The 23,863-nt window shown below is 37.0% G+C and carries 20 protein-coding genes and 1 other RNA gene; 12 read left to right on the top strand and 9 right to left on the bottom strand.

Features of this window, described 5'->3' with window-relative positions; translation table 11 throughout:
• Nucleotides 1-51: 51 nt before the first annotated feature.
• The 6 genes from GWJ01_RS07920 to zapA all read right to left on the bottom strand — a co-directional run bounded on the left by GWJ01_RS07920 (nt 52) and on the right by zapA (nt 7,094).
• On the bottom strand, nt 52-2,151 hold the full coding sequence (locus GWJ01_RS07920; RefSeq protein WP_109402593.1) for a type I secretion system permease/ATPase: 2,100 nt from the start codon (nt 2,149-2,151) through the stop codon (nt 52-54).
• Nucleotides 2,152-2,182: 31 nt separating this feature from the next.
• A complete protein-coding gene (locus tag GWJ01_RS07915) occupies nt 2,183-3,544 on the bottom strand; it encodes an HlyD family type I secretion periplasmic adaptor subunit (protein WP_109402592.1) in 1,362 nt (453 codons plus the stop codon).
• A gap of 2 nt (nt 3,545-3,546) precedes the next feature.
• Entirely contained in the window at nt 3,547-5,598 is a 2,052-nt protein-coding gene (locus GWJ01_RS07910; protein WP_161710947.1) for a peptidase domain-containing ABC transporter, read from the bottom strand.
• Between the two features lie 110 nt (nt 5,599-5,708).
• Nucleotides 5,709-6,302: a 5-formyltetrahydrofolate cyclo-ligase gene (locus GWJ01_RS07905; protein ID WP_109392893.1), complete on the bottom strand. Its 594-nt coding sequence runs from the start codon at nt 6,300-6,302 to the stop codon at nt 5,709-5,711.
• Between the two features lie 169 nt (nt 6,303-6,471).
• Nucleotides 6,472-6,655: non-coding RNA, 6S RNA (ssrS, locus tag GWJ01_RS07900), on the bottom strand.
• A 109-nt stretch (nt 6,656-6,764) separates the two neighbouring features.
• Nucleotides 6,765-7,094 (bottom strand): cell division protein ZapA, encoded by a 330-nt coding sequence (gene zapA / locus GWJ01_RS07895; protein ID WP_004244048.1) that lies wholly within the window; start codon nt 7,092-7,094, stop codon nt 6,765-6,767.
• Nucleotides 7,095-7,270: 176 nt separating this feature from the next.
• Between zapA and GWJ01_RS07890 the strand changes: the two genes are divergently transcribed.
• The 7 genes from GWJ01_RS07890 to gcvP all read left to right on the top strand — a co-directional run bounded on the left by GWJ01_RS07890 (nt 7,271) and on the right by gcvP (nt 16,633).
• Nucleotides 7,271-7,849, top strand: a complete 579-nt coding sequence (locus GWJ01_RS07890) for a YecA/YgfB family protein (protein ID WP_109402591.1) — start codon at nt 7,271-7,273, stop codon at nt 7,847-7,849.
• 51 nt (nt 7,850-7,900) lie between these two features.
• A complete protein-coding gene (gene pepP, locus GWJ01_RS07885) occupies nt 7,901-9,211 on the top strand; it encodes a Xaa-Pro aminopeptidase (RefSeq protein WP_109402590.1) in 1,311 nt (436 codons plus the stop codon).
• Nucleotides 9,212-9,224: 13 nt separating this feature from the next.
• Complete coding sequence (gene ubiH, locus GWJ01_RS07880) at nt 9,225-10,397, top strand: 2-octaprenyl-6-methoxyphenyl hydroxylase (protein ID WP_109402589.1); 1,173 nt, start codon at nt 9,225-9,227, stop codon at nt 10,395-10,397.
• A gap of 55 nt (nt 10,398-10,452) precedes the next feature.
• Nucleotides 10,453-11,688 (top strand): FAD-dependent 2-octaprenylphenol hydroxylase, encoded by a 1,236-nt coding sequence (gene ubiI, locus GWJ01_RS07875; RefSeq protein ID WP_109402588.1) that lies wholly within the window; start codon nt 10,453-10,455, stop codon nt 11,686-11,688.
• A gap of 413 nt (nt 11,689-12,101) precedes the next feature.
• On the top strand, nt 12,102-13,196 hold the full coding sequence (gene gcvT / locus GWJ01_RS07870; protein WP_161710946.1) for a glycine cleavage system aminomethyltransferase GcvT: 1,095 nt from the start codon (nt 12,102-12,104) through the stop codon (nt 13,194-13,196).
• A 34-nt stretch (nt 13,197-13,230) separates the two neighbouring features.
• On the top strand, nt 13,231-13,623 hold the full coding sequence (gene gcvH, locus GWJ01_RS07865; protein WP_109392900.1) for a glycine cleavage system protein GcvH: 393 nt from the start codon (nt 13,231-13,233) through the stop codon (nt 13,621-13,623).
• A 133-nt stretch (nt 13,624-13,756) separates the two neighbouring features.
• The gene (gcvP, locus tag GWJ01_RS07860; RefSeq protein ID WP_161710945.1) at nt 13,757-16,633 is read left to right on the top strand and encodes an aminomethyl-transferring glycine dehydrogenase; all 2,877 of its coding nucleotides are present in this window, start codon (nt 13,757-13,759) and stop codon (nt 16,631-16,633) included.
• 89 nt (nt 16,634-16,722) lie between these two features.
• Here gcvP and GWJ01_RS07855 read toward each other — a convergent pair whose 3' ends face one another.
• Together GWJ01_RS07855 and ygfZ are read right to left on the bottom strand one after the other, a co-directional pair.
• A complete protein-coding gene (locus GWJ01_RS07855; protein ID WP_006533678.1) occupies nt 16,723-17,325 on the bottom strand; it encodes an HD domain-containing protein in 603 nt (200 codons plus the stop codon).
• A 30-nt stretch (nt 17,326-17,355) separates the two neighbouring features.
• Entirely contained in the window at nt 17,356-18,342 is a 987-nt protein-coding gene (gene ygfZ / locus GWJ01_RS07850) for a tRNA-modifying protein YgfZ (protein ID WP_109392902.1), read from the bottom strand.
• Nucleotides 18,343-18,606: 264 nt separating this feature from the next.
• Here ygfZ and sdhE point away from each other — a divergent pair, with 264 nt between their 5' ends.
• Both sdhE and GWJ01_RS07840 read left to right on the top strand, forming a co-directional pair.
• Nucleotides 18,607-18,882, top strand: coding sequence for an FAD assembly factor SdhE (gene sdhE / locus GWJ01_RS07845; protein ID WP_075670946.1), 276 nt, complete (start codon nt 18,607-18,609; stop codon nt 18,880-18,882).
• Nucleotides 18,883-19,361: 479 nt separating this feature from the next.
• Nucleotides 19,362-19,769 (top strand): protein YgfX, encoded by a 408-nt coding sequence (locus tag GWJ01_RS07840; protein WP_109392903.1) that lies wholly within the window; start codon nt 19,362-19,364, stop codon nt 19,767-19,769.
• Between the two features lie 16 nt (nt 19,770-19,785).
• Here the strand turns inward: GWJ01_RS07840 and fldB are convergent, their stop codons facing one another.
• Nucleotides 19,786-20,304, bottom strand: a complete 519-nt coding sequence (fldB, locus tag GWJ01_RS07835; protein WP_109393078.1) for a flavodoxin FldB — start codon at nt 20,302-20,304, stop codon at nt 19,786-19,788.
• Between the two features lie 108 nt (nt 20,305-20,412).
• Between fldB and xerD the strand changes: the two genes are divergently transcribed.
• The 3 genes from xerD to recJ are packed head-to-tail and all read left to right on the top strand — an operon-like array spanning nt 20,413 to nt 23,835.
• Nucleotides 20,413-21,351, top strand: a complete 939-nt coding sequence (xerD, locus tag GWJ01_RS07830) for a site-specific tyrosine recombinase XerD (protein ID WP_109402584.1) — start codon at nt 20,413-20,415, stop codon at nt 21,349-21,351.
• 33 nt (nt 21,352-21,384) lie between these two features.
• Nucleotides 21,385-22,092 carry a bifunctional protein-disulfide isomerase/oxidoreductase DsbC gene (gene dsbC / locus GWJ01_RS07825; protein WP_098942227.1) on the top strand — a complete coding sequence of 236 codons (708 nt, stop codon included), beginning with the start codon at nt 21,385-21,387 and terminating at the stop codon, nt 22,090-22,092.
• Between the two features lie 9 nt (nt 22,093-22,101).
• Nucleotides 22,102-23,835, top strand: a complete 1,734-nt coding sequence (recJ, locus tag GWJ01_RS07820) for a single-stranded-DNA-specific exonuclease RecJ (protein WP_109402583.1) — start codon at nt 22,102-22,104, stop codon at nt 23,833-23,835.
• The last annotated feature ends 28 nt before the right edge of the window (nt 23,836-23,863 follow it).

Raw genomic sequence — 23,863 nt, 5'->3', positions numbered from 1 at the left:
TATATTGAAGGCTCGAAATATCGAGCCTTTTTTGTATTTATCAATTTTTAATTATTGAATTTGTTGCTTCCATAATTGGTAATAAAGTGCTCGATTTTTTATTAAATGAGCATGTGTTCCTTCTTCTAATACCCTACCTTTATCTATTACATAGATATAATCTGAATGCACTAACGTATTTAGACGGTGTGCAATACTAATTACGGTTCTGTTTTTACAAATTTGAGGTAAGTTCGCTAAAATTTGTGCTTCTGATCTGTAATCTAATGCTGATGTTGCTTCATCTAAAATAAGAATACGCGGATCAGTTAATAAAGCTCTAGCAAGCGCAATACGTTGACGTTGCCCTCCAGATAAATTGCGGCCTCTTTCTCCAACTTGGGTGTTAAAACCTAAAGGAAGTTGCTCAATAAAATCTAAAGCTCCTGCAAGTTGGGAAGCTTCTATTATCTCTCTTTCACTCGCATTGGGTTTTGATAAACGAATATTTTCAAGGATCGAGCCACTAAATAAAAAACTCTCTTGTAAAACAAGACTAATACTTTGGCGTAAAGAGAGCGGATCGGCGATAGCGAGATCCATTCCATCAATATAAATTTGCCCTTGTTGAGGCATATAAAGACGCTGGATCAAACGTGTAAGAGTGCTTTTTCCTGAACCAGAACGCCCTGTAATACCGATAAACTTACCGGCAGGAATAGATAAAGAGAGTGCTTCAATGATATCAGGTGTGTTATTGGCGTAACGGAAATAGACATTTGAAAAAACAATGCTTCCTGTGATTTTAGGAACGGTTGCTGTTCCATGAGGATGATGTTCAGTTGGGGTGTTTAAAATATCGCCAACACGACGCAAAGAAATGGTTGCTTGCTGAAAATCTTGCCAGCATTGTGCTAAGCGTAAAATCGGTTGTGTAATATGCGCAGCAAAAAGATTAAAAGCAATAAGCTCACCCACACTCATTTGTGCATTGATAATTAAATTAACACCTTGCCATAAAATAATGGCTGTCGCGATTTTATGAATGATAGAGATAAGTTGTTGTGCAAATAACGCTTTTTTAGCACCAGAAAAGCGTTTGCTAATATGATCTGTAAGTTTGTATTGCCAGCTTTCTATAAATTTATTTTCTGTTGCTGTTATTTTTATGGTTTCGATACCGTTTATTGCTTCTGTTAGTAGACTGGTATTATCCGCATTGGCCTGATATTCCTGCTCAACCCAATAGCGAATAAAAGGACCACAAATAAGCCAAAGTAGAAAGTAGAGTGTTAATGCACCTAAGGTTATCCACGTTAAAAGTGACGAATACATGAACATGACAGAGATAAATACGATGATAAAAACTAGATCTAGTATTCGCATAAAAGCAGAGCTAGTAATAAATTGCCGAATATGTGAAAGCTCTTGAATACGGGTAATAATCTGCCCTGATTGGCGTTGATTAAAAAAATGGCTAGGTAAGCAGATAAGATGTTGGAATACCTTTCCTGAAAATTCAGCACCTAACTGACAAGAAATAAAAATATATAACTTATCGCGCAAATAAAGATAGAGTGGTTCTGTGACAGCAATCAGTATCAATAAATAACCAAAAAGATGTAGGTTAGATAAATTTCTTCCTGTTAATACTTTATCAATCATAATTTCGAAAATTAAAGGACTGACTAATGCAAACAGTTGACAGCAACAAGCCAAAATAAAGATAAAAAGTAATGCGTTTTTTTGTCTTAACAGGGAAGGAATAAACCAGCGAAAATCAAATTGAGCTGATAGTGGTGAAGGTTCTTTAGTAATAAGTAATAGTGTATTAAGTTTCTTTTTTTTATCAATAATAAACTCACTTTTAATATTATTTCTAGGTTCTAAGATAGTAAGCTTTTCCTTTTTTATATCTTTTAAAACATACCAATACTTATCTATTTCAATAAGGGTATTAATTATGTTTTTTTTCTCTTTATCATAATCAAAGGTATCAAATTGACATTTTAAATTTAGTAACTGAGCAGTTTCAAAAATATTCCATTTATTAAGATGATTATCACAACCAAGAAAATGAATGATCTGTTCTTTTTTTATATTTCCTCTAGCTTTTTTAGAAAAATAAAGTAATCCATCAATAATAGAGTGATGATATTGGTTTTCTTCCATGTTAGTTATATTTTCCATAATATGAAGGGGCTTATTTTTCAGTAAGTGCATTATGGCGATAAGCTTCTATTGGACTTAAAATATAATCAATGACACGACGTTGTTCAGTGATTATTTCGGCAGTTAAAGACATCCCAGGGATAAGACGATATTCTCTTTGGTTATTTTTAATTGTTTGCCTGTTTAATTTAAGAGTTATTGGATAAATTGAGCCTAATTGATCGTGCTGAACCGCATCTTTAGCAATATTAATAATTTCGCCTTCTATGGTGCCATAGAGTGTATAAGGAAAAGCATCTATTTTTATCATTGCTTTTTGCCCTAAATGAACAAAACCAATATCTTTATTGAGCAAATTAACTTCAGCAATGTTATCTTGATTATCAGGTACTATTACCATCACATTTTGTGATGGTTGTAATACACTGCCTAGTGTATGTGTTGAAATTTGTTGAACTATACCTGTTATTGGAGAACGTACTTTTTTTAGTTTCTGTTTTTTTTGAAGATGATTAAGGTTTTGATGGTAAATAATCAATTCGCTTTCATGCTGCTTATATTTATCATGCCATTCTAGATTTTTTTGTTTCTCTAAGTGATTTAGATTTTGCTTTTTCTGTTCTTCTTGGCTTTTTAGTAGATTATATTCTGAATCTTTCATTTCTATCAGTCTGTTTATTTCTAGTAACTCTTTTTTATTTTCTAGATACTCTATCTTACTAATAATTTTTTTCATATACAGTGTTTGTTTTAATGTGAATCGTTGTTCAATGTTTTCTTTTAATGTTTTTAATGATAATAAATCATTGTAAGTCATCAATTGATTTTTATTATTTACTTCAATTTCTGTCTCGATTAATTTTATATTACTATCAAATTCTTCCTTTTCTTTTTTATAGCTAGTTAAAATGTTTCTTTTTGCTTTTTTATCTAATGTATTAAAATGGTAAAGATTTTGAGGAGATATATCTTGGCTTAATGCTTGATAGCGTATTTTAAGCTGTAAGATATTGTCTATCTTCTTTTTTATTCCGATTATTTCTTCATCAATACCTAATATATCAAGTGTTAATAATATATCGCCTTGACTGACTTTTTGTCCTTCTTTTACATGAAGTGTTGCTAATCGACTATGTTCATATATTTGAACAAGTTGAGAATGCCCAATAGCAATAAGTTTACCTGTTGCAGGGGATTGTATATTTAATTTACCGAAATAAGCCCATAGAAGAAAGGCAATAACATTTAATGAAATAAGTATCGCAATATAACGACTATAAGGTGTAATGGGTTTTTCGATAAGAGCAATGTGGTTAGGGTGAAAATCATAATTATTTGCTTTATTTTTACGCTGAAAAAGAGTGAGTAAAATAGAGGGGATATTTAGTTTCATTCTCAACATCCTTGTTGAAGTTGCCAAAGTTTTTTGTAGTAGCCACTGTTTGCAATTAATTCTTCATGGTTTCCATCTTCAATAATTTGTCCTTTATTTAACACAATAATACGAGAACAATTTCGAATAGTTGAAAGGCGATGAGCAATGATAATAACGGTTTTATCTTTAGCAATAAGAGGGAGGTTGTTTTGAATTATGGCTTGGGAGTTATCATCTAAAGCACTGGTGGCTTCATCGAAAATTAAAATTTTGGGTGAGGGTAATAAGGCTCTGGCAATCGCAATACGTTGTCGTTGACCTCCTGATAATGATGTTCCTCCTTCTGTTATAAGTGTGTCATATCCTAAGGGAAGTTTTAAAATAAACTCATGAGCACCCGCCATTTTTGCAACGTGAATAACTTCCTCTAAAGAAGCATGTTGATGAGTTAATCGAATATTATCAAAGACACTTAAATGAAATAAAAAATTCTCTTGTAACACAAAACCGATTTGCTGGCGTAGGTTAGTTAAATGAAATTGTGTAAGTGGAATGTTGTCAATTTTTATACAGCCTGATTGTGGAATATAAAGGCCTGAAATCATTCTCACTAAGGTGCTTTTACCCGATCCTGTAGTACCAACAATACCAATAACTTCATGTTTTTTAATATGTAATGAAATATTATTTAAAATAGCAGGAGTATTGCTTTGATAATAAAAACTCACCTTATTAAAGGTAATTTCACCTTTGATATTGGACTGCCGTGTTGCAGTATTTTGCTCTTTAGGCAGATTAAGAATATCTTGTAAGTTATATATAGCCGTTTTTGTTCTGATATATTTACCCCAAACATCGATTGCCGTCGCAAAGGGTTGTAAACAGAATCTAAGGAGCATCATGAATGCAACAAGTTGACCTATTGTCATCGAGAGAGAAATGACTTCATAGGCACCTCGCCATAATAGTAATGCTATTGTTGTTTTATTAAGAAATAACACAATAAAGCGTGAGAAATTATCAATGTTTTGAAGTGCTAAGCTTTTAGATGTGACCTGATGAATTTGTGTATACCACTGTTGTGTGAATCGAGGTTCAAGAGAAAGGCTTTTAATTGTTTCAATCCCCCCTAAACTTTCGGTAAGGAATCCAGTATTAATTGCCGCTTTTTGATAAAGCTGTTGAACAGCAAGCTCTATTTTAGGTGCGAGAAATTTAGCTAAAATAAGATAAAAAGGGATTGTGGTAACAAAAAATAAAGTTAGCTTTAAAGAAAACATTGCCATTGCAAAGATAAATATAAAGATAAAAGAAAAATCGACAATTAACATCAATAACGTATTAGTAATAAATTCTCTAATAATATCTAATTCTTTTACTCGAGTGACAATGGCACCAGTTTGCCGAGATTTAAAATAACTAATTGGTAATCTAAATAAATGTTCAGTAAGTTTTAAGCTTAAGGTGATATCAATTTTATTTGCTGTGTGGTGATAGATATACTCTCTAATTCCTTTTAGTACCCCTTCATAAATAGCAATAAAAGCCAAAGTAATAACTAATACATCAAGTGTTAATTGTGCTTGATGAATAATAACTTTATCCATAATAATCTGTGTAACTAAAGGGGTTGCCAATAGTAATAATTGCAAAATTAATGAATAAAATAAGATGCTATAAAAAGTATTTTTATATTTTTTAAATGCAGGAAAAAACCAAGTAATACTGAAATTATTATTTGATTTAAAATCAAGATAATAGGCTGATTTTATTGTAAATAATTTATCTTTACTGGTAGTTTCTGTTTTATCTTTTTGAGTGTTGTAAATAAGAATGTTGTTGTTATTATTTTTTAGTAAAACAAATAAGTTGTCATTGTTATCTATAAGAATTAATTTATGATTAATTTGTTTGTTTAATAAAGTGTATGCTTTTATTTTCTTTAATTTAAAATTGTGCTCTTTTTCTAATGAATTTACTGTGTGATTGTATTCTGTTTTTATTTCTTTATTTTTAATTAGGCTGATAATAATGTTAATGCATTTAATTAAATGAATATCTTTGTCATTCATTAGGATAAATACCTTTTGAGTAGGGAAGTATAAAAGGTATTTAAGAATGTTTTTTTTATAAAAAATATAAAAAAACGCAGATAATTATTGATGCTAAAAAATAGAATAGTTTAAAAATGCCACTTTTTTTCAGGAGTAATAATTTCAGGTAATGGAACATCCCAATTAGCGGTAGGGAGATAATCAACTTGTTGGCAAGTATGAGCAAGACCCATTGGGTAAAATGATTTTTGTTGCCAGTTTTCTAACGTTCTATCGTAAAAACCGCCTCCCATACCTAATCGTTGGCCTTGTGCATCAAAGGCCACTAAGGGTGTAAAAATAATATCAATATCAGAGATGGGAATAACCATATTCACATTTAAAGGAGGTTCAGAAATATTAAAACGATTTTTTACTAACACTGTAGAAGATGTGTAACGTAAGAAAAGGAGGTGATGGCGATGAAATGGGTGTAATACAGGTAAACAAACTTGTTTATTTAATGTCCATAATTGGGAGATCAACGGTGATGTATCAATTTCACCGTCAAAAGAAAGAAATAGTGCAATAGTTTGTGCTTGTTTGATTTTAGGATGACTAAGAACTTGTTCACATAATTTATCAGCTGCTTGTTGTTGCTCTTCTAATGTGAGTAAACGACGTTTTTGGCGAATAGCTTTGCGGATCTCATCTCTTTGTTGAAAAAGTGAAGTGTGTGTCATTCATCAATCCATCAGTAAGCGGTTGGTATTAAGTAGAACCATCATTTTAATCAATTTATCACACTTTAGAGGTAAGAAAGTGAAGAAGTTGAAGATATGAGAATGAAGGCATAAAAAAAGTTCTAAACATTAAGTAGTTATAAATACTTAGTGTTTAGAACTTTAGTAGGAGGTCTCCAAGATGCCGCCGCAAGCTGTAACCCTTGAACCCATGGTCCAAGGTGAACATAGTGTTGCTACCATTAGGCTGCCTGAACGAATCGGGTATGCTCACAAGCAACAGATCACCACGTTCTATGTGTTTCGAATATCGGCTCAGGGGACTGGCCCGCTGGCAAACATCTCAGAGAAATTTGGTGGGTGCGCTAAGCACCTTATCTATGAACTATTGTATTATTTTAATTGTAGAAAGCAACCTATTATCTGTGAATTTCGTGGTGTACGCATGCTTTCTGAGCAAATCTACTTCGAAGTTGAAAAAGTGCGATCATGGTGCTTGCCTTGATCGTGTAAAGCTTGTTCAATGGATTGTTGTAGCATTTTTATTTTCTCTTCCATGTTGTAGGCATAGTCTCTGGTTTTTAACTTTTCTTCTGCCAACTCATGACTCATATTTAATGCCACGATAAAAATTAAGTGCTCTGTATTGGAAACACCACTGCGTTCTTTGAGATCTTGTAATCGTTGTTCCAGTTCAGCAGCAGAAGCCAGTAAAGCATCTTTTTGTTCTGGTGGGCAATTGACACGTAATGAGCGCCCAAAAATTTGAAGATCAACGGGTTGTGCGGACATGATTCCTTCCTGACATAAAATCTGTGCTACGTGTTTAGTAGTGTATACGGTTATAACGCTGTATTAAACGCTATTACTGCAAAAATTCCAATGATTAACATGGCTTAACTGGTACAGCGACTTCTATTGATGGTAGCATATCTTGAACTATTCCCCTAAATGCGACGTTTATTCTTATGTCAAAACAGAACACATTACCGAATTATCAAACTATTGATGCATTATTACAGCAACATACAGTACCTTTAACCGCGGCTGAAATGCATGGTTTGATCACGGGATTTATTTGCGGTGCCGTGTGTGATAGCAGTTGGAAAACCTTATTACACGATTTGACCAATGAAGGCTTAGCTTTTTCTAAAACGCTATCAGAGCCACTTGAAGAGCTTTATCACATTACCTTCGAACAACTCGATGACAGTGTGTTCAATTTCTCGATGTTATTACCTGACGAATCTGAATCTGTTTTTCCAAGAGCCGATGCCCTTGCAGGTTGGGTTAATCATTTTCTTTTAGGTCTGGGGGTTGCCCAACCTAAGTTGTCTGATCATAAAGAATTGACTGAAGTGATTACTGATTTACGTAATATTGGTGCGCTAGGTTACGAAGAAGACGAAAACCAAGAAGAACTTGAAGATGCGCTTGAAGAAGTCAGTGAATATGTAAAAGTATCCGTTCAACTTTGTTATATCACTTTTGTCGCACCAAAAGACAAAGGAAATGACGAACAAAATGAGCAACGTATACTACATTAATTGCATCATTAATTAGATAACCATAAAGATAAATGAAAGACAGGAGTGGGTATGAATAAGCAAGAATTTTTATCCCGTCGTCAGGCATTATTAGCACAAATGAAGCCTGCGAGTGCAGCTATCTTTTTTGCCGCACCACCAGCACAACGTAATGCCGATAGTGAGTATCCTTATCGCCAACATAGTGATTTCCTTTATCTAACTGGTTTCAGCGAGCCTGAATCTATTCTTGTGCTGATTAAAAGTGATGAAACACATAATCATAGTGTACTTTTTAATCGCGTTAGAGATTTAACCGCTGAAATTTGGTTTGGTCGTCGCCTTGGACAAGAAGCTGCACCTGAAAAACTGGGTGTTGATAAGGCCCTACCTTATGAAGATGTGGGCGAACAACTTTACCAATTATTAAACGGGTTAGATGTTGTTTATCATGCTCAAGGTGAATATGCGTTTGCTGATGAGATAGTCTTTAGTGCATTAGAAACTTTAAGAAAAGGATCTCGTCGTAACTTAAAAGCGCCACAAACTATTATTGATTGGCGTCCAATGGTTCATGAACAACGTCTGTTTAAATCTGATTTTGAACTTGAATTACTGCGTAAAGCCGGAAAAATTACTGCATTGGCACATACGCGTGCGATGCAAAAATGTCAGCCGGGTATGTACGAATATCAACTTCAAGGTGAGATTGAACATGAGTTTGTTTCTCATGGTGCGCGTTTCCCTTCTTATAACAGTATTGTCGGCAGTGGTGAAAATGGTTGTATTCTTCATTACACCGAAAATGAAACTAAAATGCGCGATGGAGATTTAGTTCTCATTGATGCAGGCTGTGAATATGAAGGCTATGCGGGCGATATCACCCGTACTTTTCCTGTTAATGGCAAATTTAGCCGTCAACAACGCGAAATTTATGACATCGTCTTAAAATCCATCAATGTTTCTTTGGAATTGTACAAACCTGGTACAAGTATCAAAGAAGTCACTGAGCATGTCGTGTATATCATGGTCGAAGGGCTGGTTAAACTGGGCATTATGCACGGTGAAATCGATCATCTTATTGAGACAAAAGCCTATCAGCGTTTCTTTATGCATAGCTTAAGCCACTGGTTAGGTCTTGATGTTCATGATGTTGGACATTATGGCACTGAGCGTGACCGTATTTTAGAACCAGGTATGGTACTGACCATTGAACCGGGACTTTACATTGCACCAGATGCAGATGTGCCACAAGAGTATCGTGGTATCGGTATTCGTATTGAGGATGACATTGTTATCACGGAAACAGGCAATGAGAATTTAACGGCATCTGTCGTTAAAGATCCTGATGAAATTGAAGCTCTGATGGCTGGAAAAATTTAAGGCTAAAATCAGCATGAATGTGATTATTGTGGGTGGTGGGATGGCTGGTGCGACATTAGCACTTGCACTTTCTGCATTAAATAAAGGTAAGATTTCAATTTCGCTAATTGAAGCAAGAGAGCCAGATAATGGACATCCAGGATTTGATGCAAGAGCGATTGCATTAGCACATGGAACAGCGAGACGGTTAGAGCAAATCGGGCTTTGGTCAACATTAAAACCTTTTGTTACTCCCATTAATCATGTTCATGTCTCTGATAGAGGGCATTGTGGTTTTGTTAATATTCATGCACAAGACTATGATATCTCAGCACTGGGTTATGTTATTGAATTGCATGATGCTGGACGCCAGCTTTTTGCCAAGTTGAAAAAACAATCTAATATCACGCTTCATTGCCCTGCTAAAGTTGAACAAGTTCAGCGTAATATCGATTCTGTTGAGGTAACACTTGATGATGGTACGCAATTATCGGGTAACTTACTGATTGCTGCTGATGGTACGAATTCACCTATCGGTCACCAGTGCAATATTCAATGGCAACGAGAGCCTTATAACCAAGTGGCTGTGATCGCTAATGTTAAAACGCAAATCGATCCTCAAGGTAAAGCTTTTGAGCGCTTTACAGAATTTGGTCCATTAGCAATGTTACCGATGAGTGAAGGGCGTAGCTCATTAGTGTGGTGTCATCCTATTGAAAAGCTGGATGAAGTTTCACAGTGGGATGATGAAACAACTATTGCACATTTACAACGTGATTTTGGCTGGCGTTTAGGAAAGATAGAGCATATTGGTAAGCGAAATTGTTACCCTTTAGCACTACAAAAAGCCAATCAAATTATTGGTCATCGTTTAGCGTTAGTTGGAAATGCCTCTCAAACACTTCATCCTATTGCAGGGCAAGGTTTTAACCTCGGTTTACGTGATGTTATGGCGCTCGCTAATACGATCACCCAAGCGATTAATGCCAATACCGATATAGGTAGTTATCGAGTACTCTCTCAATATCAACAACTTCGCCAACAAGATAGAGAAAAAACAATCTCTATTACTGATGGATTGGTGAAAGTGTTTGCAAATCGTTGTGTACCGCTGATTGTTTCTCGCAACTTAGGGTTAATGACGATGGAATTGCTCCCAATGATGAGAGATAAATTGGCGCATCAAACATTGGGCTGGACAGACTAGACAAGCAGAAAGAACAGTGCGCTCTAAAATAATCGCTTTTTAGGATACTTTTATTATGAAATCATTTGATGTTGTTATTGCTGGTGGTGGAATGGTTGGGCTTGCATTAGCCAGCGGATTACACGGGTGTGGATTACGTATAGCGATAATAGAAAATCACCCAGTAACGAAGCTTTTTCACCCACAGGATGATTTTTCATTACGGGTATCTGCTATTAATACAGCCAGTGAAATGTTGCTGAAAAAATTAGGTGTTTGGGAAAACTTACAGGCATTACGAACCGCGCCATATCAAGGTATGGACGTTTGGGATCAAGATAGTTTTGGTCGTATTGAGTTTTCAGCACAAAAAGAAGGGTTCAGCCACTTAGGCTCTATTATCGAAAATAACCTTATTCGTGAAGTTCTTTGGCAAAAATGTGAAAGCCACAGTGATATTACCTTCTATTCATCAACGCAGATTGAGCGTGTGGTGTGGGGGGAGAATGATGCATTTATAACTCTGAATGATGGTGAGATGTTAACGGCAAGATTAGTTGTCGGAGCTGATGGCGCTAATTCGTGGTTACGTAAACATGCAGATATTCCCCTGACTTTTTGGGATTATGAACATCATGCCTTAGTTGCTACTATTCGTACTGAACTGCCTCATGATAATGTTGCGCGTCAAGTATTTCATGGTGAAGGTATTTTGGCATTTCTACCTCTTTCTGATCCTCATACTTGTTCTATTGTTTGGTCTTTACCAAGTAACCTCGCTGAAAGTTATAAAAACGCAGAAAAAAACTTATTTGAGCGTACATTAGGTGTGACCTTTGATATGCGTTTAGGTCAATGTGAATTGATGAGCGATCGTATGACCATACCATTAACAGGTCGTTATGCTCGCCAATTTGCCGCTCCTCGTTTAGCACTATTAGGTGATGCAGCACATACAATCCATCCTTTAGCTGGACAAGGCGTTAACCTCGGTTTTATGGATGTTGCAGAGTTAATTGGTGAGATCCGTCGCTTAAAAGCAGAAGGTAAAGATTTTGGTGAATATCTCTATTTGAGACGATTCGAGCGTCGTCGCAAACATGCAGCAGCCGTAATGCTGGCAAGTATGCAAGGATTCCGTGAACTTTTTGCTGGCAACAACCCAGTTAAAAAACTGGTTCGGGATATCGGCCTTTCGTTAGCAGATAGTTTACCGGGGGTAAAACCTAAGTTACTTGAGCAAGCAATGGGGCTTTCTGATTTACCTGAATGGTTAAGTGATAAAAATTTCACTTCAGTTGAAAAAATCTAATTCCTCGCTTATTTCACATTACTTTTATTTATATCTGACTGAAGAAATAGAACTAAAAAAATCTATTTTTTCAGTCTATTCTTTGCACTAATTCCTTTTTTTCAGTAATTCCTCGCTAAAAATGAGCGCTGATACGCATAATTGCAATCATTAGTTCTGCATACCCATATGTCTACATTATGATTAAGAGACGCTATACCCTATTTTAACTTATGGTTTATTTTTTCTCACAATGCTAAGTTCAAGGGGATGGTATCGTTTGCGTTGTACATTAATTGCTCGTATTTGTTAAATCTATGTTTAAAAATAAACTTAAACTTGAGATTAACACTATGATTTTAAATCAAGTTTAATTTTATATTTAACAAATGCGTTCTCTGAATAATCTAAAGTAAAAGTAGAAAGAGGGAAGAATGGCAAAACAGACTCCGTTGTATGATGAGCATGTAGCCTGCGGTGCTCGTATGGTCGATTTTCATGGTTGGATGATGCCTTTGCACTATGGCTCCCAAATAGATGAACATCATATTGTACGTCGTGATGCTGGTATGTTTGATGTTTCTCATATGACCATTGTTGACTTACATGGCTCACAAGTTAAAGATTTTCTACGTTATTTATTAGCGAATGATATCGCTAAGCTCACCGAAAAAGGTAAGGCGCTTTATACCGGTATGCTAAACGCATCAGGTGGTGTAATTGATGATCTTATCGTCTATTACTTTGATGACTCTTTCTATCGCCTTGTTGTGAACTCCGCTACTCGTGAGAAAGATCTGGCATGGATTGAACAACATGCTTCAGATTATGTTGTGGATATCTCAGTTCGTGACGATTTGGCATTAATCGCTGTTCAAGGTCCTCATGCACAAGAGAAAGTACAAAGCTTATTAACTGAAGCGCAACGCCAAGTTGTTTGTGCTATGAAGCCTTTCTATGGTGTAGAACTTGGAGACTTATTTGTTGCAACAACAGGCTATACCGGTGAAGCAGGTTATGAAATTGCAATGCCAAAAGAGCAAGCAGTCGATTTTTGGAAAAAATTATTAACTGTGGGTGTTAAACCTGCAGGATTAGGTGCGAGAGATACATTACGTTTAGAAGCCGGAATGAACCTCTATAGCCAAGAGATGGATGAAACTGTTAATCCACTTGAAGCGAATATGGGATGGACGATTGCATGGACACCGGAAGATCGTCAATTTATTGGTCGAGAAGCATTAGAAAAATTACGCGCAACAGGCACAGATAAACTTGTTGGTCTTGTAATGCGAGAGAAAGGTGTGTTGCGTGCAGGTACTGCCGTACACTTTACTGATGATTTAGGTGAATTAAGAGAAGGTATTATCACAAGTGGTACTTTTTCGCCTACATTAGGCTTTAGTATTGCATTAGCAAGAGTTCCCGCAGGTATAAAAGATAGCGCAATTGTATTAATGCGTAATCGTGAGATGCCAGTAGAAGTGGTAAAACCTGGTTTTGTTCGTTCAGGTAAAGCATTGGTATAGCACGCACTATTATTTTAAATGGAGAGTAAGGTCAATGAGTCAAATACCTAGTGAATTAAAATACGCACAATCTCATGAGTGGATCCGTTCAGAAGGCAATGGTGAATACACTATCGGTATTACTGAACATGCACAGGAATTATTAGGTGATATGGTGTTTGTTGATCTACCAGAAGTAGGTAGAGAAGTCGCAATCGGTGATGATTGTGCCGTAGCGGAATCAGTAAAAGCCGCATCAGATATTTACGCACCATTGTCGGGTGAAATTATCGCAGTAAATGAAGAGTTAAATGACTCTCCAGAGCTTGTCAACAGTGCACCTTACGGAGAAGGTTGGTTATTTCGCATTAAAGCAAATAATGAAAGCGAATTAGATGACTTACTTGATGCTGCGGGTTATCAAGAACTGGTAGATAGCGAAGAGTAAAACGAAGCGCCCCGTCAAATCAATGCCGGGGCGTTTTTATTTGTTAGCTTGTTGTCGTAATGCTATTTCAACGCGCTTTAAGCCGTGTGCTATTTACCTATCCATTCATAGTGAATTCAGGAAATTACTTGCAATGACACAGACTTTAAATCAGTTAGAGTATCGCGATGAATTTATTCGTCGCCATATTGGTTCATCACCAGAACAGATTAAAGAGATGCTCAGTGCTGTTGGCGTCTCCTCATTAAATGAATTAACTCAAAAAATTGTTCCAGATAATATTCAATTAGAGACACCACCGAATGTGGGTGCAGGAGCAACAGAGCAAGAAGCCTTGGCTGAACTAAAAGCGATCGCTAGCCAAAATAAACGTTTTGCTTCTTACATTGGAATGGGTTACGCACCTTCTGTATTACCCCCTGTGATTTTGCGTAATTTATTAGAAAATCCGGGTTGGTATACCGCTTATACACCGTATCAGCCAGAAGTTTCTCAAGGTCGTCTAGAATCACTACTGAATTTCCAACAGGTTACAATTGATTACACAGGAATGGATCTCGCCTCTGCATCGTTGCTAGATGAAGCAACAGCAGCTGCAGAAGCAATGGCAATGGCAAAACGTGTAAGCAAATTAAAAAATGCGGATCGTTTCTTTGTTGCTGATGATGTTCACCCTCAAACTTTAGATGTTGTCAGAACTCGTGCTGATACCTTTGGTTTTGAAGTGATTGTTGATAAGGCTGAAAAAGTATTAGAGCTTGAAGGCGTCTTTGGCGTGCTATTACAACAAGTCGGCACAACGGGCGAAGTTCATGATCACAGTAAGTTATTAGCAGCACTAAAAGAACGCAAAATTATTACCAGTGTTGCCGCTGATTTAATGGCGCTGGTGGTACTCACTGCACCTGGTCATCAAGGTGCTGATATCGTATTAGGCTCAGCGCAACGTTTTGGTGTTCCAATGGGCTACGGTGGACCACATGCGGCATTCTTTGCTTGTCGTGATGAATATAAACGTGCGATGCCGGGACGTATTATTGGTGTTTCTCGTGATGCTGCGGGTAATCGTGCATTACGTATGGCGATGCAAACGCGTGAGCAACATATTCGCCGTGAAAAAGCGAACTCCAATATTTGTACATCCCAAGTCTTACTTGCCAATATTGCGGCGATGTATGCGGTTTATCATGGGCCAGAAGGATTAAAAACCATCGCTCAACGTATTCATCGTTTAACAGATATTTTAGCCGCGGGTTTACAACAAAACGGTATGGCATTACGCCATAAAACTTGGTTTGATACTTTAACGATTGATACCGTAGATAAAGCTGCTGTATTACAACGCGCTAAAGATGCTGAAATTAACTTACGTACTGATATTGTGGGTGCCGTGGGTGTAACACTAAGCGAAATTACAACACGTGAAGATGTATTAAAGCTTGTTGAAATTATCAGTGGTAAAGCATTTGCCGGTGATATTGATGTACTTGATAAACAAGTGGCATCTGCATCAGCATCAATCCCCGCTTCTATGCAACGTAAAGACACAGTGCTGACGCATGAAAACTTCCATCGTTATCACAGCGAAACAGAAATGATGCGCTATATGCATCGTTTAGAAAACAAAGACTTAGCATTGAATCAAGCGATGATCCCATTAGGCTCATGTACAATGAAACTTAATGCTGCCGCTGAAATGATCCCGATTACATGGCCTGAGTTTACAGAGTTACATCCATTCTGCCCAGCTTATCAAGCGAAAGGCTATCAAGTGATGATTGGACAACTCTCCAGTTGGCTTGCTGCATTAACGGGTTATGATGCGATGTGTATGCAACCAAACTCAGGTGCCCAAGGTGAATATGCCGGTTTATTAGCTATTCGTCGTTATCACCAAAGTCGTGGAGAAGGTGCGCGACATATCTGTTTGATCCCAAGTTCAGCACACGGTACTAACCCAGCGTCCGCCCATATGGCAGGAATGACAGTGGTTGTTGTCGGTTGTGATGATAACGGTAATATCGATATTGCGGACTTAAAAGCCAAAGCAGAAAAGCACCAAGCTGAACTTTCTTGTGTGATGGTGACATATCCATCAACACATGGTGTTTATGAAGAAGGTATTCGTGAAGTTTGTGAAATCATTCATCAATATGGCGGACAAGTTTATCTTGATGGTGCCAATATGAATGCGCAAGTGGGGATCACTACACCAGGCTTTATTGGCTCTGATGTTTCTCACTTAAACTTACATAAAACCTTCTGTATTCCTCATGGCGGTGGTGGCCCAGGCATGGGACCTATTGGTGTGAAATCACACTTAGCACCGTTTGTACCAGGGCATTCTGTTGTTGAAATGGAGAATGTTACTACACAAGGTGCGGTTTCTGCGGCTCAATTTGGTAGCGCTTCAATACTACCAATTAGCTGGATGTATATTCGTATGATGGGCGCACAAGGGCTTAAACAAGCCAGCCAAGTTGCGATCTTAAATGCGAACTATATCGCGCAACGCCTAAAAAATGACTATGACATTCTTTATGCTGGCGCTGATGGTTATGTCGCACATGAATGTATTATCGATATTCGTCCATTAAAAGCGAATTATGGTATCAGTGAAATGGATGTAGCTAAGCGTTTAATTGACTATGGATTCCACGCTCCAACCATGTCATTCCCTGTTGCGGGTACATTAATGATTGAGCCAACAGAATCCGAAAGTAAAGTTGAAATTGATCGCTTTATTGAGGCTCTGCTTTCTATTCGTGCTGAAATTGCACTGGTAGATAAAGGCGTATGGCCAATTGACGATAACCCATTAGTTAATGCGCCTCATACTCAATATGAATTAGTGCAAGAGTGGCCACATAGTTATAGCCGTGAATGTGCGGTGTTCCCAAGTGAAGCAACGAAACAAAACAAATATTGGCCAGCGGTTAAACGTCTTGATGATGTGTATGGCGACCGTCATTTACATTGTTCATGCGCACCAATTAGTGATTATGAGTAAGCTTTAATCTAGCAATATTCCTAAATAAAATACCGATGGTTAAGTTAGCCATCGGTATTTTTTATTTAATATATTCAGTATTGAATATATTACTTCAGCCAGCCTTTTTTCTGCGCCTCTAATAATTGAGGGTAGAGATATTGCCAAAATTCCGGCCACTGTTTTTCAATAAACAGATTACGCGCCAATACTTGCTCTAAGCGGATATTATTTTCAACCCAACTTTGGCCTTCATTATGCAAATTCATAAGCATTGGCATGGTACGATCAAGAATATTGGCAAACTGAGATTCTGGTGTTTCAGCTGCATCATATTCCAACCATAAATTGAGAAAATATTCACTTTGTGGAGAAGGTAATAAAGCGAAAATACGTTTTGCGGCTTTTTGCTCGTGCTCTTTAATCGCTTCACGAGCAGCAACATCATAAACCATCACATCGCCAGCATCTATTTCAACGATATCGTGAACAAGCGCTAACTGAATAGCACGCCCCATATCAATATCACCCGCATAGGGCTGAAAACTCATTGCCGCAACGGCAAAGTGCCAGCTATGTTCTGCAGTATTTTCAGAACGACTATTGTCTAATACATTATTTTTACGATAAACACGTTTTAGTTTATCTAACTCCATAATAAAGTTAATCGTATCAGAGAAGGGGCCAAATGCCCCTTTAGGTAATTGTGTCATAAAAACCCGTATTGGTATGATAAATAAAAATTACTCTTCTTCTAAAGAATAAGGCAATGGTTTGATGGATAGACGGCTGATGTTATCGCCTTGAACTCTAAATACACTATCGAGCTCCATATCGTTATTCATAACAACTTCAGCCAAAATAGTATTATCAGCCATACGTACAGCACTCAATACCGTTCCTGTTTTACGCCATTTATCTTCGCCTAATTGCCATTCAACGCTACCGCCAATTTCAGGTAATTCAGTACCACCACCTGATAATAGGTACATTGCACGTTTATTGGCACCTCTGAATTTTGCGCGAGATACCATTTCTTGTCCGGTATAACAGCCTTTTTTAAAGCAGATGCTCAGCGGTAATGCTTGCAGATTTGTTGCTTGAGGTAAGAATTGTTCAATATTTGGAGTATCAATAATAGGATATCCAGCCTCGATATCTAAGGCCAACCATTGCTCGCTATTACTGGTTTCTGCTTTTAATGTTATTGCAAGATTTTTTGCTGTTTCTTCATCTGTTACGATTAAAAAACGTTCAGTAGGTAAAGGTAGCTGAAGAATATAAGTATTATGGTGATTAACAACTTCATTTGCTTTACGAGGGATATTTGGAAAGTAATTGGCCAATGCAAGAGCAGCACCTTGTCCGGCTAATCCTAATAAAACGCTATCTGTATTCTCAGCTAAGGTTACTTTTGAAAATACGGCATATTTTTTTAATTCAGTAAGTTGTTTTTGCGCAACATTTTTACGCAGAATATAAGCAAAACCTTCTTGCTGGTGGAATAAGCGAAGCGTACTCCACATTTTACCTTTTGCTTCACAGTGTGCAGACAATGTATGTGTCGTTGTTGGAAGAGCTGCAATATCCGTAGTTAATTGACCTTGTAGATATTTTTCACTGTCAGCACCTGTTGCTGTTATCAGTGACCATTCATCTAAAGAAACCAGTGTTAATGGTAAATTGATTGCTGCATGAGGGCGTTTAGCCTGAGTAGAATTTTGAGTCATGATGTCACCAGCTATTAAATTAATCAGATACATCAGTTATGGTAAAAGAGTGACAAGACAATGCAAGTCATTATTATTTTTAACGCACAGAAAATGAACCTGATAAATAACAAATGAAAGCGTGTTCAATAGGTTGTCTATGAGACTAAACCTACAAACTGTGATCATTTTGATGTTAAAAATTTTACGATAAGACTATCATCAGGGCTAGGAAGAAATAGTGGTATTTCTTGATTTGAACAATGTAAAGAGCAGAGTATGACTATCGATATAGAGAATAAAGCACGAATTAATTGGGCATGTCGTCGCGGAATGCGTGAACTGGATATTTCTATCATGCCTTTTTTCGAGAATGAGTACGATACGCTATCTGATAACGATAAAGCGCTTTTTGTTCGTTTACTAGAGTGTGCAGATCCTGATTTATTTAACTGGTTAATGAATCATGGACGCCCTGATGATGATGCGCTCTATTATATGGTGAAATTAATCCAAGAGCGTAATAAAGCGAGAATGGCGGAGATCGTTGATAAATATTAATAAAATAGATTATCAAATCAGCGATAGATCAAATAGTAATTAAGATTGATTAAAAATGACGCTTTTATTTTCTCATCAAATAAAGGCGTTTTTATTTTTTATAAAAATTTAATAATATTAATAACACTCTAAAATTTACTGAAATAACAAATGTAGTTACGCTAAGTTTGCGCACCATCTCTAAAAATGATGGCTTAAATCGCCTTTTTTTCGATGTTTTTCGTTTTATACTGAATAAATCAGGTATGCTGAATTTATTAAAACAACGATTAAAAAAGAATATAAATTACGTATTTATTATTAAGTTATATTTTTTGAACACATATTAAATAGAAAGGATAGCCATAAATAATTGAGCTAACATGTAAGATAAATTATTTGCAAGGTTAAGAAAGAAGTTACATTATAAATAGGTTGGTCTTTATTATCTTTAACTTATTTATATCCGTATAGAATTACAGCAGGAGTTAATATAACTCGTGATTTTATGGAAATCGCACCTCACAGTATCATGGTTCACTCAACTTTTCTCAACGGTTGCTTATGTTGCCTTTGTGATAGGCTTACTGTTGTATCCGTGGCCTCCTGATTTTATTTATGTTTGGGTGCCATTGTTACTTTTCCTGATCGGCAGTTGGTATTTCACACAAAAGAATATTAGTCGTATCAAAGGGGATTTTGTTTTACTAAATGGTAATCGAATTCAATGGAAACTGCATGAATGGCAAATAACAAAAAGCCCTTGGATCAGCCGTTTTGGTACTCGAATAACGTTGACTTCTATTCTAAATAAAAAGCAAATCACGTTATGGGTCGCTTTTGATAGTATGACTGAAAATGAGTGGCGTAACTTCTCTCAGTTATTAATGCAATATCCAGATATTTAATACCTGGATATTAAATTTATAAATTTTCTTCTACTTCACGTAGAATTTGCATACACCATTGTGATAAACGTTCATCAGTTTCTTCAAACTGGTTAACGTCATCTAATGCAAGACCAACAAAATGCTTACCATCATCCGATAAAGGTTTTGGGCTGATAAATTCATACCCATCAACAGGCCAGAATCCAATAAACTTAACACCACTTGGTAATAAATGATGGTAGAGCATACCCAGCGCATCAAGAAACCATTCGCTGTAATCAACTTGATCGCCCATTCCATACATTGCAATAAGCTTATTTTTTAAATTTAATGTCGGCAATGTATCCCAAATATTGAGCCAATCTTCTTGGATCTCACCAAAATCCCAAGTTGGAATACCTAAAATAAGGATGTCATATTGTTCCATAAGCGTGAGATCACACTCTTGAACATTATGAAGATCAACAAACTCTTCACCGAGAATATCACGAATTTTTTCTGCTGCCATTTCGGTGTAACAGGTGCTAGAACCGTAAAATAGACCAATTTTCATAAAGGTTTTTAGGATATTTTTGCCAATAAAGGTCACTATTGTACCAGAAAATTTTTTTTATAAGGCATAATGTAAAGGCGATAAGCTAAAGAGAGGGAGCGCAAGACCGTGTCACAAACTAAATTATCGACAAAAAAGACAACTCATACCAATGAAGATACTGATATTATCATTGAACAATTTCTCGACAATATTTGGTTAGAGCAAGGCTTATCCGCTAATACACTCAGCTCTTATCGCTTAGATTTACAAGCACTAGGCCAATGGCTTGCACACCAGCAATTAGATTGGTTATCAGCCACTACTTTGGATTTACAATCTTTTCTCGCGACACGTTTAGATGAAGGCTATAAAGCCAGCAGCGCCGCTCGATTGCTTAGTACAATGCGTCGATTATTCCAATATTTATATCGTGAAAAATTACGTTTAGATGATCCTAGTGCATTACTTTCAACGCCTAAGCTCCCAAAACGTTTACCAAAAGATTTAAGTGAGCGACAAGTTGATGACCTACTCAATGCCCCCTGTATTGATGAGCCACTTGAATTGCGCGATAAAGCAATGCTTGAAGTCCTTTATGCGTGTGGACTTCGTGTTTCTGAATTAGTGGGATTATCCCTTTCTGATATCAGCTTACGACAAGGCGTGCTACGTGTTATTGGTAAAGGTGATAAAGAACGATTAGTTCCTTTAGGTGAAGAAGCTATTTACTGGCTAGAGCAATATCTGCAATATGGAAGACCCACTTTAATGCAAGGGAAAACGGACGATATTGTTTTTCCTAGCTTAAGAGGGCAAAAAATGACACGACAAACATTCTGGCATCGGATAAAACATTATGCCGTGATAGCAGGGATTGATACTGAAAAACTATCACCCCATGTGTTGCGTCATGCATTTGCGACACATCTCTTAAATCATGGAGCAGACTTGCGTGTTGTACAGATGTTATTGGGGCACAGTGACCTCTCTACAACACAGATTTATACCCATGTTGCAACAGAGCGCTTGAAGGCGCTTCATCAGCAACATCACCCAAGGGGATAGCCGCTAAATAGCTGGCGTTAAATAGGAATTCAAATGAAAAAGAAATTATTCTGGTTGCCAATCTTATTAAGTATGGTGTCAATGCCAGTGCTTGCTGACAATACTTCTATTGAAGCGCAATTGGCTAAAATGCAGATTAAAGCAGAGAGTATTCAACCAACGCCGATTGTTGGATTAAATGCAGTATTATCAGATAAAGGCATTTTTTATATTACAGATGATGGTAAATATCTGACTGCAGGGCCTATTTATAATATTAGTAGTGGTGAGCCAGTTAGTATTGCTAATCAAGTTATTATGAAAAAAATAGACTCACTTAAAAATGAAATGATTGTTTATAAAGCGCGTAATGAGCGCCATATGATCACCATTTTTACTGATATCAGTTGCCCTTATTGCCAAAAACTTCACCAAGAAGTGCCTGAACTGAATAAACAGGGTGTAACAGTGCGTTATTTGGCATTTCCTCGTAACGGTGTTGGCAATAATATCGTGAGTAAAGAAATGAATGCTGTGTGGTGTAGTGGTTTTCCTAATAAATCATTAGACAGTGCATTTAAAGGTGACAAAATTATCCCCATTGATGAATGTGCAAAAATCAATATCAATGAACATTTTAAATTAGGCACCATGATGGGTATTCAAGGCACTCCTGCTATTGTATTACCTAATGCCAGTATTTACGGTGGGTATATTTCTGCTCAAAACCTTGTTGAATTATTAGATAAAAAAGAGAAGTAATTACGTTTTATGGTCACTATTGAACCGACACTGCGTCGTCGAATTGCAAAGGCAACTCAATTACCGGATAACTTAGATCCCTTATTACGACAAATTTATGCTAATCGCGGAATAACATCTGAAGTTCAACTAGAACGATCGTTAAAAGGCTTACTTCATTATCAAGCATTAACAGGAATAGAAACGGCAATTTCATTACTGATTGAGGCGTTACAGCAACAATCTCGTATTGTAATTGTCGGCGATTTTGATGCTGATGGCGCAACAAGTACCGCACTTGCGATTAAAGCATTACGGCAAATGGGATTTAAGCAAGTTAGCTATCATATTCCTAATCGCTTTGATGATGGCTATGGTTTAAGCCCTCAAGTTGTTCATGACGTTGCTAAAAAGGGAGTTGATCTTATTATCACCGTTGATAATGGAATTTCCTCTTTTGAAGGTGTGGATACCGCTCATGAATATGGCATTCGTGTCCTCGTTACTGATCACCATTTACCCGGACAAACCTTACCCGCGGCTGATGCGATTATTAATCCTAACCTGACAGATTGTTCTTTTTTATCTAAATCATTAGCTGGTGTTGGCGTTACTTTTTATTTAATGACGGCATTAAGAGCTGAATTAGAAAAACAAGGTTGGTTTGAGCAACAAAACTTAGTTCGCCCCAATATGGCGGATTTTCTTGATTTAGTTGCATTAGGCACAGTGGCAGACGTTGTTCCTCTCGATGAAAATAATCGTATTTTTGTTTATGAAGGATTACGCCGAATTAGAGCTGGTCGTTGTTGTGTAGGAATAAAAGCGCTAACGGAAGTCTCTCGAAAAGAACTCGCTCAACTAGTCAGTAGCGATTTGGGTTTCTCTTTAGGGCCACGCTTAAACGCTGCTGGGCGTCTTGATGATATGTCTGTGGGTGTTGCTTTACTTTTAACCGACAATATTGGTTCTGCGCGTGAAATTGCTAATGAACTTGATGGATTAAATCAAACTCGGCGTGAAATTGAAGCGGGTATGCAAGAAGAAGCTTCAACCATTTTCCGTCAATTTATGGGAACACAACATGATTTACCAAATGGTTTAGCGATCTATCATCCTGAGTGGCATCAAGGTGTTGTAGGTATTTTAGCTTCTCGTATTAAAGAAAAATTGCATCGCCCTGTTATTGCTTTTGCACCTAGCGGTGATGGTTTGTTGAAAGGCTCTGGTCGTTCAATAAGTGGTGTACATCTTCGAGATGCATTAGAACGATTAAATACGTTAAATCCGGGGTTGATGGTGAAATTCGGTGGGCACGCAATGGCTGCTGGGCTTTCACTTGAAGAAGAGAAATTCCCACTGTTTCAGCGTCATTTTTCGTCTTTGATGGCAGAGTTGGTTTCCGATGAACAGTTACAAGGCGTAATTTTATCGGATGGTGAACTAACCGATAATCAACTTTCATTACCTATCGCCGAAATGCTAAGAGAAGCAGGGCCTTGGGGACAGGCTTTTCCTGAACCTCTATTTGACGGTAAATTTACGTTGTTACAACAACGTATTGTAGGTAGTAAGCATTTAAAAATGATGCTTCAGCCAGTGAATAGTCATTTAATGATTGATGCGATTGCATTCAATGTTGATATCAATATGTGGCCGGATAACAGCATTAAAACGGTAGAGTTAGCCTATCGACTAGATGTAAATGAGTTTAGAGGACAACGTAATGCACAACTGCTTGTTGAGCACATTTGGCCTTGTTAACACGAATAAGTAAGTAATTTATCGTGAT

The sequence above is a fragment of the Proteus sp. G2618 genome (assembly GCF_009915995.1).
Taxonomy (GTDB): domain Bacteria; phylum Pseudomonadota; class Gammaproteobacteria; order Enterobacterales; family Enterobacteriaceae; genus Proteus; species Proteus terrae.
The sequence above is the reverse complement of the archived record's forward strand: the minus strand, read 5'-3'. Positions and strand labels throughout refer to the sequence as shown.

Bases quoted from the DNA above. Each gene is read 5' to 3' on its own strand.
- ubiI (WP_109402588.1), top strand. From the start codon at position 10,453: ATGAAATCATTTGATGTTGTTATTGCTGGTGGTGGAATGGTTGGGCTT.
- GWJ01_RS07905 (WP_109392893.1), bottom strand. From the start codon at position 6,302: ATGACACACACTTCACTTTTTCAACAAAGAGATGAGATCCGCAAAGCT.
- ygfZ (WP_109392902.1), bottom strand. From the start codon at position 18,342: ATGACTCAAAATTCTACTCAGGCTAAACGCCCTCATGCAGCAATCAAT.
- gcvT (WP_161710946.1), top strand. From the start codon at position 12,102: ATGGCAAAACAGACTCCGTTGTATGATGAGCATGTAGCCTGCGGTGCT.
- gcvP (WP_161710945.1), top strand. From the start codon at position 13,757: ATGACACAGACTTTAAATCAGTTAGAGTATCGCGATGAATTTATTCGT.
- GWJ01_RS07855 (WP_006533678.1), bottom strand. From the start codon at position 17,325: ATGACACAATTACCTAAAGGGGCATTTGGCCCCTTCTCTGATACGATT.
- dsbC (WP_098942227.1), top strand. From the start codon at position 21,385: ATGAAAAAGAAATTATTCTGGTTGCCAATCTTATTAAGTATGGTGTCA.
- GWJ01_RS07910 (WP_161710947.1), bottom strand. From the start codon at position 5,598: ATGAATGACAAAGATATTCATTTAATTAAATGCATTAACATTATTATC.
- pepP (WP_109402590.1), top strand. From the start codon at position 7,901: ATGAATAAGCAAGAATTTTTATCCCGTCGTCAGGCATTATTAGCACAA.
- zapA (WP_004244048.1), bottom strand. From the start codon at position 7,094: ATGTCCGCACAACCCGTTGATCTTCAAATTTTTGGGCGCTCATTACGT.
- GWJ01_RS07920 (WP_109402593.1), bottom strand. From the start codon at position 2,151: ATGGAAGAAAACCAATATCATCACTCTATTATTGATGGATTACTTTAT.
- fldB (WP_109393078.1), bottom strand. From the start codon at position 20,304: ATGAAAATTGGTCTATTTTACGGTTCTAGCACCTGTTACACCGAAATG.
- recJ (WP_109402583.1), top strand. From the start codon at position 22,102: ATGGTCACTATTGAACCGACACTGCGTCGTCGAATTGCAAAGGCAACT.
- GWJ01_RS07890 (WP_109402591.1), top strand. From the start codon at position 7,271: ATGTCAAAACAGAACACATTACCGAATTATCAAACTATTGATGCATTA.
- GWJ01_RS07915 (WP_109402592.1), bottom strand. From the start codon at position 3,544: ATGAAACTAAATATCCCCTCTATTTTACTCACTCTTTTTCAGCGTAAA.
- ubiH (WP_109402589.1), top strand. From the start codon at position 9,225: ATGAATGTGATTATTGTGGGTGGTGGGATGGCTGGTGCGACATTAGCA.
- gcvH (WP_109392900.1), top strand. From the start codon at position 13,231: ATGAGTCAAATACCTAGTGAATTAAAATACGCACAATCTCATGAGTGG.